Below are 13,292 nucleotides of genomic sequence, written 5' to 3' on the forward strand. Positions count from 1 at the left end.
CCCATGGCGCATCATGGGGTGATCACATCGGAGCCCCGGGCTCCACTTCCGCCCGAGGAGAACGCACCGCATGACCAGGCGTCACCACGGTTATGCCTTGCTCGCCGCGATCGTCTCGCTGATCGTGGCCATGTCGGTCGCCATATACGTCTCAGCCGCCTCCGACGACGGCACGGCACAGCGCACGGTCCCGGGTCCCCGCCCCCCGCACAACTCCGCCGCCCCCGTCTCCACCGGCACCTGGGTCGGATCCTGGGGGACATCCCCGGCCGCCGCCGAGCCCGGCACCGAGACGGCGGGCCTGCACGACCGCTCCGTGCGCAACGTCATCCACACCAGCGTCGGGGGCACGGCCGCCCGGATCACGCTGTCCAACCTCTACGGCCGGCTGCCGCTGACCATCACACACGCCACCATCGCCCTCGCCGCCGCCGACGACAGCGCGGCCGCGGCGCCGGGGACGATGCGGCGGCTGACGTTCGACGGCACCACCACGGTCGTGATCCCGCCGGGGCAGCAGGTGATGAGCGACGCCGTGCGGGTCATCGTCCCGCACGACAGCGACGTCCTGGTCACCACGTACGCCCCGGCCGAGCCCGGCCCGGTCACCGTGCACGCGCACGTACGGCAGATCTCGTACGCCGCGCAGGGCGACCACGCCGACGACGTGACCGGCACGCCGTACACCGAGCAGGTCGAGTCCTGGCGCTATCTGACCGCCCTCGACGTGCTCAGCAAGGAGTCCCACGGCACCCTCGTCGCCTTCGGCGACTCCCTCACCGAGGGCCACTCCTCCACCGTGGGCGCCAACCGGCGCTGGACCGACGTCCTCGCGAAGCGGCTGCGCGAGGCGTCCTTCGCGGGGCGGGACGTGCCCCGGTACGGCGTCGTCAACCAGGGCATCGGCGGCAACCGTATCCTGACCGGCGGCAACGGCCGCCCCGCCGACAACCCCAGCGGCCTCACCCGCTTCTCGCGTGACGTGCTCGGCCGGACGAACGTCAAGGTCGTCGTCATCGACCTCGGCGTCAACGACATCCTGCGCAGCCCCTCCGTCACCGACCCCGAGCAGATCCTCGACGGTCTGCGCACCCTGGTCGACCAGGCCCACGCCCACGGCATCAGGGTCATCGGCGCGACGTTGATGCCCTTCGGCGGCCACCGCGGGTACAGCGCCGACCGCGAGGCGGTACGGCAGGCGGTCAACGCCGAGATCCGGTCCGGGCGGGTGTTCGACGCGGTGGTCGACTTCGACAGGGCGCTGCGGGATCCGTACGACCCGCGCAGGCTCCGCCCGGTCCACGACTCGGGGGACCATCTGCATCCCAACGACAGGGGATACGAACGGATGGCACAGGAGTTCGGCCTGGAGTCCCTGAAGGGCGCGGCTCCGGCTCGGCTGTAACCGGCTACTCGGCGTCCCTGCGCCGCTGGGCGTGCCACCAGCCGTGCGTCAGGTCCCCATGCCCCAGCATCCGCCGGTCCGGCCCGTCGACCTCCCGCTCCTCGCGGCGCCGCCGGGCGCGCGTCGGCTTGCGCTCCACGCCCACCCCACCCCAGAAGGCGAACCCCGAGACGATCACCCGCGGGGCGCCCGGCTCGCCCGGCACGCCGTCCTCCCGGTGGTCGAAGCCGCCCATGATGCCGATGCCGCGGACGACGACCTCGACGCCGGGCGGCACGACGATGTTCACGCCGCCCATGATCGCCACGCAGTTGATCTCGACCTCGCGGTCGGCGAAGTACGCCTCGCGCAGATCGATCTCCCCGCCGCCCCAGAACGTGAAGCACGTGAACCGCTTCGGCACGGTCCACCGCCCCTTGCGCTGAAACCCGGACATCACGGCGACGCCCCACGTCGAGGACCCCTCGCCCCGGGTGATCCGCTCGGCCCAACTCCCCCGCTCGGCGGGCTCCTTGACCATGGAGACCGACGGCGCCGACGCCCCGCTCCCGACCGGCAGGTCCCGCGTGATCGGCGCCAGCTCCCCGTACGTCCGTGCCTGGTACGTCGCGTCCAGCCGCTCCTCGAACTCCGCCATGTCCAGCCGCCCCTCCGCGAGGGCGTCCCGCAGGACCTCGGCGACTCGTTCACGATCGGCGTCGGAGGCACGCAGCTCCGGGGCATCGTCGGTCATGGACAGCAGCCTACGTTTTCCCCGCCCCCCGCACTATGCGCTTGCGCTCTCCCGGCACAGCACTACGCGCTCGCCCTCTCCTCGTACATCCGGGCGATCACGGCCTCGATGTCCGGCTCCCGCACCGACAGGTCCACCAGCGGGTACTCCGCCGCGATCCGCGCCACCAGCGGCGCCGCCGACTGCGCCGCCGGGAAGGCCAGCCACTGCCGGGGCCCCTCCACCCGGACCACGCGCGCGGGCGCCGGCGCCTCGATCGGCGGCAGCTCCCGCTCCAGGTCGACGACGAGGGTCCGCTCGCTCTCCCCCGCCTCGTGCAGCCCGGCGAGCGGGCCGTCGTACATCAGGCGCCCGTGGTCGATGACCATCACCCGGGAGCAGAGCTGCTCGATGTCCTGGAGGTCGTGCGTGGTGAGCAGCACCGTCGTGCCCCGCTCGGCGTTGAGGTCGCGCAGGAACTCCCGCACCCTGGCCTTGGAGATGACGTCCAGGCCGATGGTGGGCTCGTCGAGGTACAGCACCTCGGGGTCGTGCAGCAGCGCCGCCGCGATGTCCCCGCGCATCCGCTGGCCGAGCGAGAGCTGCCGTACCGGCACGTCCAACAGGTCGGCGAGCTCCAGCAGTTCGACGCACCGGTCGAGGTTGGCGCGGTAACGGGCGTCGGGGATCCGGTACATGCGGTGCATCAGCCGGTAGGAGTCGATCAGCGGCAGGTCCCACCACAGTGTCGTACGCTGCCCGAACACCACCCCGATGCGGTGCGCCAGCCGCGTCCGCTCCCGGGACGGGTCGATGCCCGCGACCCGCAGCCGCCCGCCGCTCGGGGTGAGGATGCCGGTCAGCATCTTGATCGTGGTCGACTTCCCGGCGCCGTTCGGCCCGATGTAGCCGACCATCTCGCCGCGCGCCACCCGGAACGAGATCGAGTCGACGGCCCGCACCTGCCGCCGCTCCCGCCTCAGAAAGCCGGTCTTCCTGGTTACGTCGAAGACCTTCTCGACCCGGTCGAGTTCGATGAAGCCATCCGCACCCTCGGTCACCGTCACCGGCCTAACTCCCTGTACTTCGATACGACTTGAGTCCGGCCCGCCAGGCCAGCCCCGCGAGCGCACAGCACGCCACCGCCACCAGCGGCGGCGCGAACGCCAGCCACTGAGGCAGGTCCAGTGGATACGGCCGCTCCAGGACGTAACTCGCGGGCAGCCAGTTGACGAAGGCCAGCGGCAGGACGAAGGTCACCCCGCGCACCAGTTCCCTGCCGAACACGGTCGGCGGGTACTGCAGCAGCGTCGTACCGCCGTAGGTGAACGCGTTCTGCACCTCGGAGGCGTCCTGCGCCACGAACTGGAAGGCGGCACCCCCGATGAACACGGCGCAGAAGATCGCCGCCCCGCTGAGCAGCATCACCGGCATCAGCAGCACCTTCAGCGGCGTCCAGTCGATGTCCAGCGCCGCCAGCGCGTAGCCGAGGACCAGCGCCCCCTGGATCACCCGGCCCAGGCGGCGCAGCCCGAACCGGTCGGCGGCGACCTGCGCGAGCACCGGCGCCGGACGCACCAGCATCGTGTCCAGCGTGCCGTCCCGCACCCGGCGCCCCAGCCGGTCCATCGAGCCGATCGCCAGGTCGGCCAGCCCGAAGGCGACGCCGCTCAGGCCGTACAGGAAGGCGATCTCGGGCAGCGTGTAGCCGCCGAGCGCGTCCACGCGGGAGAACATCAGCAGGATCGCGACGAAGTCCAGCGCGGTGGCCGCGAAGTTGCCGACGGTGGTCATGACGAAGGAGGCCCGGTAGGCCATCGTGGACTTGATCCACATGGCGACGACCAGCCCGTACGCCCGCAGCCCGTCCGCGACCCGGCCGACCTGCCTGACGTGACCGATGTCACCCACCCTGGACCACCACCCGCCGAGTCGCCGCCGACTGCACCAGCCGCCCCGCCGCCAGCAGCGCCACCGCCCACGCGCCCTGGAAGAGGAACGTGCCCACCGGATCGGCGTGCCCCAGCAGCACGTCCGCCGGCGCCTGGAGCAGCGACGACCACGGCAGGGCCCGTACGACCTCGCCGAGCAGGCCGGGGAAGACGTTCAGCGGCAGCAGCATGCCCGAGCAGAAGATCCCGGTGATCATCAGCATCTGCGTCACCCCGGTCCCGTCGAGCAGCCAGAACGCGCTCAGCGCCACCAGGTACCGGATCCCGAAGCTGACCACCATCCCGAGCAGCACCGCGACCAGACAGGCACCCCACGTGGCCGGATCCGACGGCAGCGCGACGTCGAAGAACAGCGCCCCGAACCCGAAGGGCACCACCCCGCGCCCCAGCAGCTGGAACAAGGCCCGGCCCACGTCGCCCGCCAGCCACCAGAGTTGGAGGTCGGCCGGGCGGTACAGGTCGATCGCCACATCGCCCGTACGGATGCGCTCCATCAACTCGGTCTCGAAACCGCCGCCCCCGATCGCGAGCGTCGACAGCAGCGCCTGCCCGAGCCACACATAGGTGACGGCCTGCGCCTGGTCGTACCCGCCGAGCTGCGGTCTCTCGTCCCACAGAGCGAGGTAGGTGTACACGAGGATCAGCCCGAAGACGGTGTTGGTGAACACCCCGGCGGCCGTGGCCGCCCGATAGGTCGCGTACCGTCGGAAACTCCCCACCGCGACGGCCGCGTACAACCGTCCCGTGCCCACACTGAACCACCGTCCCCGACCAGCCCGACACCGAAGCGCAGGAGCCTAGTACGCGGCCGATCCGGCCTGCCAGGCATTTTCCGGGCGGACACGTGCCGGGATCCGGGAACGGAACGCGGGGTGCGAGAGTCTTCAGATGGGGGCGCAGATGACATACGAGGGACGACACAGGAGTCCGTGCACGACATGAGCGACGAGCCGCAGCCGCAGCAGCCGAACCAGGGCGGGCCCGGGGAGGGGGAACCCGGACGGCCCAGGCGCACCGGCTGGCGCCGGATCATTCCGACCTGGCGCGTGGTGCTGGGCACCTTCGTCATTGGCGTCCTGCTGCTGATCGGCCTGTTCTTCCTGGGCTACTCGATCGTCAAGATCCCGCCCGCGAACGCCCTGGCGACCAAGCAGAGCAACGTCTACCTGTACGCCGACGGCTCCCAGCTCGCCCGGGACGGCGAGGTCAACCGGGAGAACGTCACCCTCGCCCAGATCTCCAAGGACGCGCAGCACGCCGTACTGGCCGCCGAGGACCGCGACTTCTACACCGAGTCCGCGATCGACCCCAAGGCGATGGTCCGCGCCGCCTGGAACACGGCCACCGGCAAGGGCAAGCAGTCGGGCTCCACGATCACCCAGCAGTACGTCAAGAACTACTACCTGGCCCAGGAACAGACGGTCACCCGGAAGGTCAAGGAGTTCTTCATCGCGATCAAGCTCGATCAGGAGAAGAGCAAGAACGACATCCTGGAGGGCTACCTCAACACCAGCTACTTCGGCCGCAACGCCTACGGCATCCAGGCCGCCGCCCAGGCCTACTACGGCATGGACGCCACCGAGCTGGACGCGGCCCGCGGCGCCTACCTCGCCGCGCTGCTGAACGCGCCCAGTGAGTACGACGTCGTCGCCCACCCGGAGAACAAGCCCGCCGCGCAGGCCCGCTGGAACTACGTCCTGGACGGCATGGTCAAGGAGGGCTGGCTGACGCGGTCCGAGCGGGCGGGCCTGAAGTTCCCGATGCCGAAGGAGGGCACCGTCTCGACCGGTATGTCCGGGCAGCGCGGCTACATCGTCGAGGCGGTCAAGCAGTACCTGACCGAGCACGAGATCATCGACGCGAACGCGCTGGAGGCCGGCGGCTACCGCATCACCACCACCCTGCAGAAGCCCAAGCAGGACGCCTTCGTCGAGGCCGTGAACGACCAGCTGATGTCCAAGCTGGACAAGAAGAGCCGCAAGGTCGACACCTATGTCCGCGCGGGCGGCGCCTCCGTCGACCCCAGGACCGGCGAGGTCGTCGCGATGTACGGCGGCATCGACTACGTCAAGCAGTACACCAACGGCGCCACCCGCCGGGACTTCCAGGTCGGCTCCACCTTCAAGCCGTTCGTGTTCACCTCGGCCGTCGAGAACGACGCCACCACCCAGGACGGCAGGCCGATCACCCCGAACACGTACTACGACGGCACCAGTTCCCGCCCGGTCCAGGGCTGGAGCGGCTCCTACGCGCCGGAGAACGAGGACCACGTCGACTACGGCGACATCACCGTCCGCGAGGCCACCGACAAGTCCGTGAACTCGGTGTACGCGCAGATGGCCGTCGACGTCGGCCCCGCCAAGGTCGTCCGGACCGCCGTCGACCTGGGCCTTCCCTCCAGCACTCCGGCGCTCGGCCCGTACCCGTCCGTGGCGCTCGGCGTGGCGACCGCGAGCGTCCTCGACATGGCCGAGGCCTACGCCACCCTCGCCAACCACGGCGAGCACGGCACGTACACCCTCGTCAAGAAGATCACCAAGGACGGGAGCGAGGACGTCCGGCTGCCCGAGCGGAAGACCACCCAGGCCGTCAGCCGCGAGGCCGCCGACACCACGACGTCGATCCTGCGCAGCGTCGTGGAGAACGGCACCGCCACCGAAGCGCTGGCCGCCGGCCGTCCGGCGGCGGGCAAGACCGGCACGGCCGAGGAGGACCAGGCGGCCTGGTTCGCGGGCTACACCCCCGACCTGGCCACCGTGGTCGCCGTGATGGGCCAGGACCCGGTCACGGCCGACCACAAGTCGCTGTACGGCGCGATGGGCCTGGACCGCGTCAACGGCGGCGGGCCGCCCGCCAGGATCTGGGCCCAGTTCACCAAGGACGCCCTCGAAGGCACCCCGGTCACCGACTTCGACCTGCGGCTCCAGGAGGGCGCCGACGCGGTCCACACGCCCACGGCCCCGCCCGCCGACGACCAGGAGACGGACGCCCCGTCCGGTGACGGCACGCCCAGCGCCGACGGCACCCGGACCCCGGGCGAGGCGCAGGGCGGCACGGCCGACGGAGGCACGACCGGCGACGGCGGTACGCCGACCGGGGGCACGCCCACGGACGGCGGGAACACCGGCGGGACGCCCACGGACGGGGGCACGACCTCCGACGGCGGGACGACCACGGACGGCGGAACCACCACCGGCGGGGACACGACGACCGGCGGCGGTACGACCACCGGCGGCACCCAGGGAGGCACCACCGGCGGCGGCACGTCCACGGGCACGACGACCGGCGGCACGCCGGGCGTCCTGCGCGAGTGACCCAGGATCAGTGACCGGAGGTCGCCTTCAGGCCCACGACGGCGACCAGCAGCAGGCAGACGAAGAAGATCCGGGCGGCGGTGGCCGGCTCACCCAGCACCACCATGCCGAGCACCGCCGACCCGGCCGCCCCGATCCCGACCCACACGCCGTAGGCGGTACCGATGGGCAGGGACTTCGCGGCGTACGCGAGCAGCAGCATGCTGGCGACGATGCCGGCGCCGGTGAACAGGCTGGGGACGAGCCGGGTGAAACCGTCGGTGTACTTCATCCCGACCGACCAGCCGACCTCCAGCACACCGGCGATGATCAGCAGAACCCAGGCCATGAGAGGCACCTCCGAGAGACGGGCGGACTGACGGGGATGCGTCGTCTTTGCCTTCAACCCGGTACGGCGCGTCTCGTCGGGTGCCTCTCCACGGTAGCAAGGGGCAGACCAAAGGGCTGGTGAGGTGCGTCACCAGCCCTTTCGTACCCGCTTGACCTACAGGTGACCCACAGGTGACCTACAGATACAGCCCCGTGGAGTCCTCGGACCCCTCGAACCGGTCCGCGGCCACCGCGTGCAGGTCGCGCTCGCGCATCAGGACGTACGCGACACCGCGCACCTCCACCTCCGCGCGGTCCTCCGGGTCGTACAGGACCCGGTCGCCCGGCTCCACGGTCCGTACGTTCTGCCCCACCGCGACGACCTCCGCCCACGCCAGCCGACGGCCCACGGCCGCCGTGGCGGGGATCAGGATGCCGCCGCCGGAACGCCGCTCGCCCTCGCTGGTGTCCTGCCGCACGAGCACACGGTCGTGCAGCATCCGGATCGGGAGCTTGTCGGGATGGGTGCTGTGGTCGTTTCTGTTACCGCTCACGCCCTTGAACCTACCTGCATTCGAGGAATCCGTACGCCGGTGGGTCAGCGCTTGCGGCGCCGGGGGCCGAGAACGAGCAGGCCGACGACACCGACGGCGACGAGTGCGGCGGGCAGCACGCGCGCCATCCGGAGCGAGCCGTTCTCGTCGACGAACTGCGCCTTGACGTCGCTCACCGCCCGGTTGACCTGAACGTAGGCCCGCCCGAGGGAGTGATCGACATTCGCCACGACCTTGGCCTTGGCATCCCCCACGATCGTCTTCGGGTGCACCCGCACCCCGATCTCGTCGAGCGTCTCGGCCAGCGCTTCGCGGCGGCGCCTGATGTCCGCCTCGATCTGCGCCGGGGTTCTGGTGTCCGACGTGTCCGCCACCGTACGGCCTCCGAAGTCTTCTGATGCTGTTCCGAACAGTCTGTCAGTTCTCTGGGCGACCGCGTTGTCAGGACCCCCGGTTACGCTGGATCGATGAGCGAACGACTCCAGCCCGGGGACGTGGCCCCCGCCTTCACCCTGCCCGACGCCGACGGCAACGAGGTGTCCCTCTCGGACCACAAGGGCCGCAAGGTCATCGTCTACTTCTACCCCGCGGCGCTGACGCCCGGCTGCACCAAGCAGGCCTGCGACTTCACCGACAACCTCGACCTGCTGGCCGGCGCGGGCTACGACGTGATCGGCATCTCACCGGACAAGCCCGAGAAGCTGTCGAAGTTCCGCGACAAGGAGTCCCTGAAGGTCACCCTGCTCGCCGACCCCGACAAGCAGGTGCTGGAGTCGTACGGCGCCTTCGGCGAGAAGAAGCTCTACGGCAAGACGGTCGTCGGCGTCATCCGCTCCACGGTGATCGTCGACGAGGAGGGCAAGGTCGAACGCGCCCTCTACAACGTCAAGGCAACCGGCCACGTGGCCAAGATCATCAAGGATCTGGGGATCTGAGAGCACGACGAGTGCGCTGAGCGGCTCGTACCGGGGTGGCCCGGTACGAGCCGCTTTGCATTTCGAGCGTGACCGTCCGATAAGCGGTTCGTTGCTTCACACGGGCTGCGAACGTGTGGCCGGGGACGGAAGGGCTCGATGGGGCCAGTGCGTACACCAAGGAGCGGCTGGAGGAGGCGGCTCGGGGGGCACGGACGTTGTCGGAGGCGTGCGCGAGGTTGGGGGTGGATCCGGGGAGTTCTACGCGGCGATACATCTTCGAGCGGACGAAGAAGCTCGAGGTGGATGTCTCGCACTTCGAGCGGGAGGGGATCAAGTGGACGAGGGAGATCCTCGAGGCGGCGGTCTCGGCGTCGACGAACATGTCCGAGGTCTTGCGGCACCTCGGGCTTGAGGTCGTGGGAGGACATCACACTCACATCAGCCGCAAGATCAAGGCATACGCCATCGACACCTCACACTTCCAGGTGCCAAACCAGCGTGGCGATGCCCGACGCCACCGGGCATCGGCGGGCTTGCTCGTCAAGCGGTCGGCCCCTCAGGCTCGGCGCGTCCAGAGCAGCCGCCTCAAGCGGGCAATACTGGAGTGCGGGGTGGATGATCGTTGCGCCCTATGCGGAATCGAGCCGGTTTGGCTAGGGGAACCGCTGCCGCTCGAGGTCGACCACATCGACGGCGACTGGCGCAACAACCGGATCGAGAACCTGCGTCTGCTGTGCCCCAACTGCCACTCCACGACGGACAGTTACCGGGGCCGCGGCAAAAGCAGGGCTTCATGAGCAGCGGTGCGCGGTACACCCGGGAACGGCTGACCGAAGCCGCCGCACGGTGTTCCGACATCGACGAGGTCATCGCCTTCTTCGGCACCCGCCCATACAGCTACCTCCGTCGATACCTCATGAGGCGATTCGCTCACTTCAGTATCGACGTCTCTCATTTCCGCCCATGGGGCAGGCAGGCGCGGCCCACGTCCGACGAGTTGCGACTGGCGGTCGCCGAGTCAACCTCCATTGCCGGGGTACTGCGCCGCCTGGGCCGCGCAGACAACGGTGCGCAACGAGCGAACGTACGCAAGTGGATCGCGGGCGAGCAGCTGACGACTGCGCACTTCCTCGGGCAGGCACATCAGCGCGGGAAGCCGGGCACGAACGCCAAACGACCTGAGGACTTGCTGGTGCGGCACAGCGGCGAGCATCGGATCGCAACCAAGCGCTTGCGTCGCGCACTCCGGGAATTCGGCGTACCTGAGCAGTGCGCCAGATGCGGGCTCGGTCGTGAGTGGCACGGAAGGCCCCATGACATTGGAGGTCGACCACATCAACGGGGACTGGAGAGACAACCGGCGCGACAACCTGCGGTTGCCGTGTCCCAACTGTCACGCGGTCACCACCACCTGGTGCCGAGGCGGTCGACGTTCCCGCAAGGTCAGCGCAGGCTGACCGGTACCATGGCCGGACATGCGGTCGTGATGGAACGGCAGACATGCGGCGCTTAGAACGCCGTGGGCGAAAGCCCGTGTGGGTTCGAATCCCACCGGCCGCACACGCAGAGGGGCCGCCCAGCCGGGCAGCCCCTCTCCTGTTGCTCAGCCCAACAACTCCCGCACCACCGGCACCAGCGCCCGGAACGCCTTCCCCCGGTGGCTGATGGCGTTCTTCTCGTCCGGGCTCATCTCCGCGCACGTTCGCGTCTCGCCGTCGGGCTGGAGGATCGGGTCGTAGCCGAAGCCGTGGGTGCCCGCCGGCTTGTGGCGCAGTACGCCCCTCAGTTTGCCCTCGGCCACCCGCTCCGTGCCGTCGGGCAGGGCCAGCGCCGCCGCGCAGGCGAAGTGGGCGCCGCGGTGTTCCTCGGGGATGTCCGACAGCTGGGCCAGCAGGAGTTCGAGGTTGGCGCGGTCGTCGCCGTGCCTGCCGGCCCAGCGGGCCGAGAAGATGCCCGGCGCGCCGCCGAGGACGTCGACGCACAGCCCGGAGTCGTCGGCGACCGCGGGCAGGCCGGTGGCCTTGGCCAGGGCGTGGGCCTTGAGCAGGGCGTTCTCGGCGAAGGTGACGCCGGTCTCCCGGACGTCGGGGACGTCCGGGTAGGCGTCCGCGCCGACGAGGTCGTGGCGCAGACCTGCGTCGGCGAGGATCGCCTTCAGCTCGGCGATCTTTCCGTGGTTGCGGGTGGCGAGGATCAAGCGGGTCATGCCCTCAGTATCCAGTGCCCGGCCGAGGGTTCCCTTACGGCGTGCAGACCTTGGTCAGTTCGCCGGCCGCGTCCGTGACCGGGCTGATGTCGGGGGTCTCGTCGCCGTTCTGCACCCCCGTACGGACGTTGTCGACGGCCTTCTGGAGGTCGTCCACCGCCTTGTTGACGTCGGCGTTGTCGGTCTTGTCGCCGATCTCGCCGAGGTTCCGCTCGATGGAGTCGAGGGATTCCTGGAGCTGGGTCGGGTCGTTCGTGGCGGTCTCGACGGCCTGCTGGAGGTCCGTGACGCTGTCGGCGATGGCGTCGGCGGTCTGGACGCAGTCGAGTGCCTTGTTCACGGCGTCGCAGCCGGTGGTGAGTCCGGCGGTCAGCGCGACTGCCGCCAGGGTGGCGGCGACGGCTGCGGTACGGCGTCGGCGGCGGCTCGCGGCCATGGAACGGTCCCTCCCTCGGGGTCGGGCCCGGCGGGCCCGGTTGCTGGCCGGACGCACAGGATGAGCCGTGCGCCCGTATCTCATGAGACGCGGCGACGGCCGGTACGGTTGCCCGCACCGACCACCACTTTTGGTACGCCCTTTACCTTCGGCGCGCTACTTTCCGCCGGTCGCGGCGAGCGCCGTGCGCTGCAGCTCGGCGAGTTCCGTGCAGCCGGCCACCGCCAGGTCCAGCAGCGCGTTGAGCTCCTCGCGCGCGAAGGGCTCGGCCTCCGCGGTGCCCTGGACCTCGACGAACCGTCCGTCGCCGGTGCAGACGACGTTCATGTCGGTCTCGGCGCGCACGTCCTCCTCGTAACAGAGGTCGAGCAGCGGAACTCCGCCGACGATGCCGACGGACACCGCGCTGACCGTGCCGGTGAGGGGCTGGCGGGAGGGCCGGATCAGCTTCTTGGCCTGGGCCCAGGAGACGGCGTCGGCCAGGGCGACGTACGCGCCGGTGATGGCGGCGGTGCGGGTGCCGCCGTCGGCCTGGAGGACGTCGCAGTCCAGGACGATGGTGTTCTCGCCGAGCGCCTTGTAGTCGATGACCGCGCGCAGGGAGCGGCCGATGAGGCGGGAGATCTCGTGCGTACGGCCGCCGATCTTGCCCTTGACCGACTCGCGGTCGCCCCGGGTGTTGGTGGAGCGGGGCAGCATGGCGTACTCCGCGGTGACCCAGCCCTCGCCGCTGCCCTTGCGCCAGCGCGGGACGCCCTCAGTGACGGAGGCGGTGCAGAAGACCTTCGTGTCGCCGAAGGAGACGAGGACGGAGCCCTCGGCGTGCTTGCTCCAGCCGCGTTCGATGGTGATCGTGCGGAGCTGTTCGGGAGTGCGGCCGTCGATTCGAGACATGGGTCGAGCCTAGCCCCCGTCGTTCCGGGTCGGTCCCCCTGTGCGGCCCCCGTACGGAAGGGGCCCCTCCCCGTGTGGGTGCCGACCAACAGCATCCCGTGTGGAAGGGCCCCTCGCCGGAGAGCCCGAGCTCACATCATGTCCTCGATGTCCGCCGCGATCGGGTCGGCGTCGGTGCCGATGACGACCTGGATGGCGCTGCCCATCTTCACGACGCCGTGGGCGCCGGCGCCCTTGAGGGCGGCGTCGTCGACCAGCGAGGGGTCGGACACCTCGACCCGCAGCCGTGTGATGCAGCCCTCGACCTCTTCGATGTTGTCGATGCCGCCGAGCCCGGCAACGATCTTCTCAGCCTTGCTGGCCATGTCTTTCTCCCTGGTCCGACCTGATCCGACCTGATCCGACCACTTCGCGAGCGGTCATGGTGTACGTACCGAATAATGACGTCACGACAGCGGAACCTTCCGCCGACTGGTCTACACCACCTGGCGAACGGTCGCCAAACCCGGTCCTCCGGAGGGGCGGAGGCGAGGGTTCCTTGTGCGCCCTTCGTCGTGCTACAACAGGTCTACACCACTAGGTGGTGTAGACCA

Annotated in this window: 14 protein-coding genes, 1 tRNA gene, 2 pseudogenes and 1 riboswitch; of the genes and pseudogenes, 6 read left to right on the forward strand and 11 right to left on the reverse strand. The window is 70.0% G+C overall.

Going from position 1 to position 13,292, the window contains the following annotated elements; genetic code table 11:
• Positions 1–70 precede the first annotated feature (70 nt).
• Positions 71–1,405, forward strand: coding sequence for an SGNH/GDSL hydrolase family protein (locus tag KWI83_RS25720; RefSeq protein WP_218516759.1), 1,335 nt, complete (start codon positions 71–73; stop codon positions 1,403–1,405).
• Between the two features lie 4 nt (positions 1,406–1,409).
• Here KWI83_RS25720 and KWI83_RS25725 read toward each other — a convergent pair whose 3' ends face one another.
• From KWI83_RS25725 to KWI83_RS25740, 4 genes are all read right to left on the reverse strand, one after another.
• Positions 1,410–2,138 (reverse strand): DUF1707 domain-containing protein, encoded by a 729-nt coding sequence (locus KWI83_RS25725; protein ID WP_218516760.1) that lies wholly within the window; start codon positions 2,136–2,138, stop codon positions 1,410–1,412.
• 62 nt (positions 2,139–2,200) lie between these two features.
• Complete coding sequence (locus KWI83_RS25730; protein ID WP_218516855.1) at positions 2,201–3,178, reverse strand: ATP-binding cassette domain-containing protein; 978 nt, start codon at positions 3,176–3,178, stop codon at positions 2,201–2,203.
• Between the two features lie 10 nt (positions 3,179–3,188).
• Positions 3,189–4,028, reverse strand: coding sequence for an ABC transporter permease (locus KWI83_RS25735; protein WP_308122181.1), 840 nt, complete (start codon positions 4,026–4,028; stop codon positions 3,189–3,191).
• Positions 4,021–4,821 carry an ABC-2 family transporter protein gene (locus tag KWI83_RS25740; protein ID WP_218516761.1) on the reverse strand — a complete coding sequence of 267 codons (801 nt, stop codon included), beginning with the start codon at positions 4,819–4,821 and terminating at the stop codon, positions 4,021–4,023. The genes KWI83_RS25735 and KWI83_RS25740 overlap by 8 nt, the downstream gene beginning before the upstream one ends.
• Before the next feature lie 186 nt (positions 4,822–5,007).
• Here KWI83_RS25740 and KWI83_RS25745 point away from each other — a divergent pair, with 186 nt between their 5' ends.
• Positions 5,008–7,383, forward strand: a complete 2,376-nt coding sequence (locus KWI83_RS25745) for a transglycosylase domain-containing protein (RefSeq protein ID WP_218516762.1) — start codon at positions 5,008–5,010, stop codon at positions 7,381–7,383.
• A 7-nt stretch (positions 7,384–7,390) separates the two neighbouring features.
• On the opposite strand, the gene KWI83_RS25750 is transcribed toward KWI83_RS25745, so the two are convergent.
• The 3 genes from KWI83_RS25750 to KWI83_RS25760 form a co-directional block, all read right to left on the reverse strand.
• A complete protein-coding gene (locus tag KWI83_RS25750) occupies positions 7,391–7,711 on the reverse strand; it encodes a multidrug efflux SMR transporter (protein ID WP_218516763.1) in 321 nt (106 codons plus the stop codon).
• 35 nt (positions 7,712–7,746) lie between these two features.
• A riboswitch (guanidine-III (ykkC-III) riboswitch) is annotated at positions 7,747–7,820 on the reverse strand.
• Positions 7,821–7,889: 69 nt separating this feature from the next.
• Positions 7,890–8,246: a co-chaperone GroES gene (locus tag KWI83_RS25755; RefSeq protein ID WP_141314982.1), complete on the reverse strand. Its 357-nt coding sequence runs from the start codon at positions 8,244–8,246 to the stop codon at positions 7,890–7,892.
• Positions 8,247–8,290: 44 nt separating this feature from the next.
• Positions 8,291–8,620, reverse strand: coding sequence for a DUF3618 domain-containing protein (locus KWI83_RS25760; protein ID WP_218516764.1), 330 nt, complete (start codon positions 8,618–8,620; stop codon positions 8,291–8,293).
• A gap of 93 nt (positions 8,621–8,713) precedes the next feature.
• Between KWI83_RS25760 and bcp the strand changes: the two genes are divergently transcribed.
• The 4 genes and pseudogenes from bcp (at position 8,714) to KWI83_RS25780 (ending at position 10,723) form a co-directional block, all read left to right on the forward strand.
• On the forward strand, positions 8,714–9,181 hold the full coding sequence (bcp, locus tag KWI83_RS25765) for a thioredoxin-dependent thiol peroxidase (RefSeq protein WP_218516765.1): 468 nt from the start codon (positions 8,714–8,716) through the stop codon (positions 9,179–9,181).
• A gap of 113 nt (positions 9,182–9,294) precedes the next feature.
• A complete protein-coding gene (locus tag KWI83_RS25770) occupies positions 9,295–9,960 on the forward strand; it encodes an HNH endonuclease signature motif containing protein (RefSeq protein ID WP_218516766.1) in 666 nt (221 codons plus the stop codon).
• Positions 9,957–10,620 (forward strand): annotated as a pseudogene (locus KWI83_RS25775) (HNH endonuclease signature motif containing protein). The gene KWI83_RS25770 and the pseudogene KWI83_RS25775 overlap by 4 nt, the downstream one beginning before the upstream one ends.
• 20 nt (positions 10,621–10,640) lie before the next feature.
• A tRNA-Leu gene (locus KWI83_RS25780) sits at positions 10,641–10,723 on the forward strand.
• 43 nt (positions 10,724–10,766) lie between these two features.
• Here KWI83_RS25780 and rdgB read toward each other — a convergent pair.
• The 4 genes and pseudogenes from rdgB to KWI83_RS25800 all read right to left on the reverse strand — a co-directional run.
• Positions 10,767–11,369, reverse strand: a complete 603-nt coding sequence (rdgB, locus tag KWI83_RS25785) for an RdgB/HAM1 family non-canonical purine NTP pyrophosphatase (RefSeq protein ID WP_218516767.1) — start codon at positions 11,367–11,369, stop codon at positions 10,767–10,769.
• Positions 11,370–11,403: 34 nt separating this feature from the next.
• Positions 11,404–11,805, reverse strand: a complete 402-nt coding sequence (locus KWI83_RS25790) for a hypothetical protein (RefSeq protein ID WP_218516768.1) — start codon at positions 11,803–11,805, stop codon at positions 11,404–11,406.
• A gap of 156 nt (positions 11,806–11,961) precedes the next feature.
• On the reverse strand, positions 11,962–12,699 hold the full coding sequence (rph, locus tag KWI83_RS25795) for a ribonuclease PH (RefSeq protein ID WP_218516769.1): 738 nt from the start codon (positions 12,697–12,699) through the stop codon (positions 11,962–11,964).
• A gap of 131 nt (positions 12,700–12,830) precedes the next feature.
• Positions 12,831–13,070, reverse strand: a pseudogene (locus KWI83_RS25800) (glucose PTS transporter subunit EIIB); the annotation flags it as partial.
• Positions 13,071–13,292 lie beyond the last annotated feature (222 nt).

The organism is Streptomyces sp. TRM70350 (genome assembly GCF_019219825.1).
Taxonomy (GTDB): Bacteria; Actinomycetota; Actinomycetes; order Streptomycetales; family Streptomycetaceae; genus Streptomyces.

Coding starts and splice junctions, on each gene's coding strand:
- rdgB (WP_218516767.1), bottom strand. CDS start 11,369: ATGACCCGCTTGATCCTCGCCACCCGCAACCACGGAAAGATCGCCGAG.
- KWI83_RS25725 (WP_218516760.1), bottom strand. CDS start 2,138: ATGACCGACGATGCCCCGGAGCTGCGTGCCTCCGACGCCGATCGTGAA.
- KWI83_RS25790 (WP_218516768.1), bottom strand. CDS start 11,805: ATGGCCGCGAGCCGCCGCCGACGCCGTACCGCAGCCGTCGCCGCCACC.
- bcp (WP_218516765.1), top strand. CDS start 8,714: ATGAGCGAACGACTCCAGCCCGGGGACGTGGCCCCCGCCTTCACCCTG.
- KWI83_RS25745 (WP_218516762.1), top strand. CDS start 5,008: ATGAGCGACGAGCCGCAGCCGCAGCAGCCGAACCAGGGCGGGCCCGGG.
- KWI83_RS25750 (WP_218516763.1), bottom strand. CDS start 7,711: ATGGCCTGGGTTCTGCTGATCATCGCCGGTGTGCTGGAGGTCGGCTGG.
- rph (WP_218516769.1), bottom strand. CDS start 12,699: ATGTCTCGAATCGACGGCCGCACTCCCGAACAGCTCCGCACGATCACC.
- KWI83_RS25720 (WP_218516759.1), top strand. CDS start 71: ATGACCAGGCGTCACCACGGTTATGCCTTGCTCGCCGCGATCGTCTCG.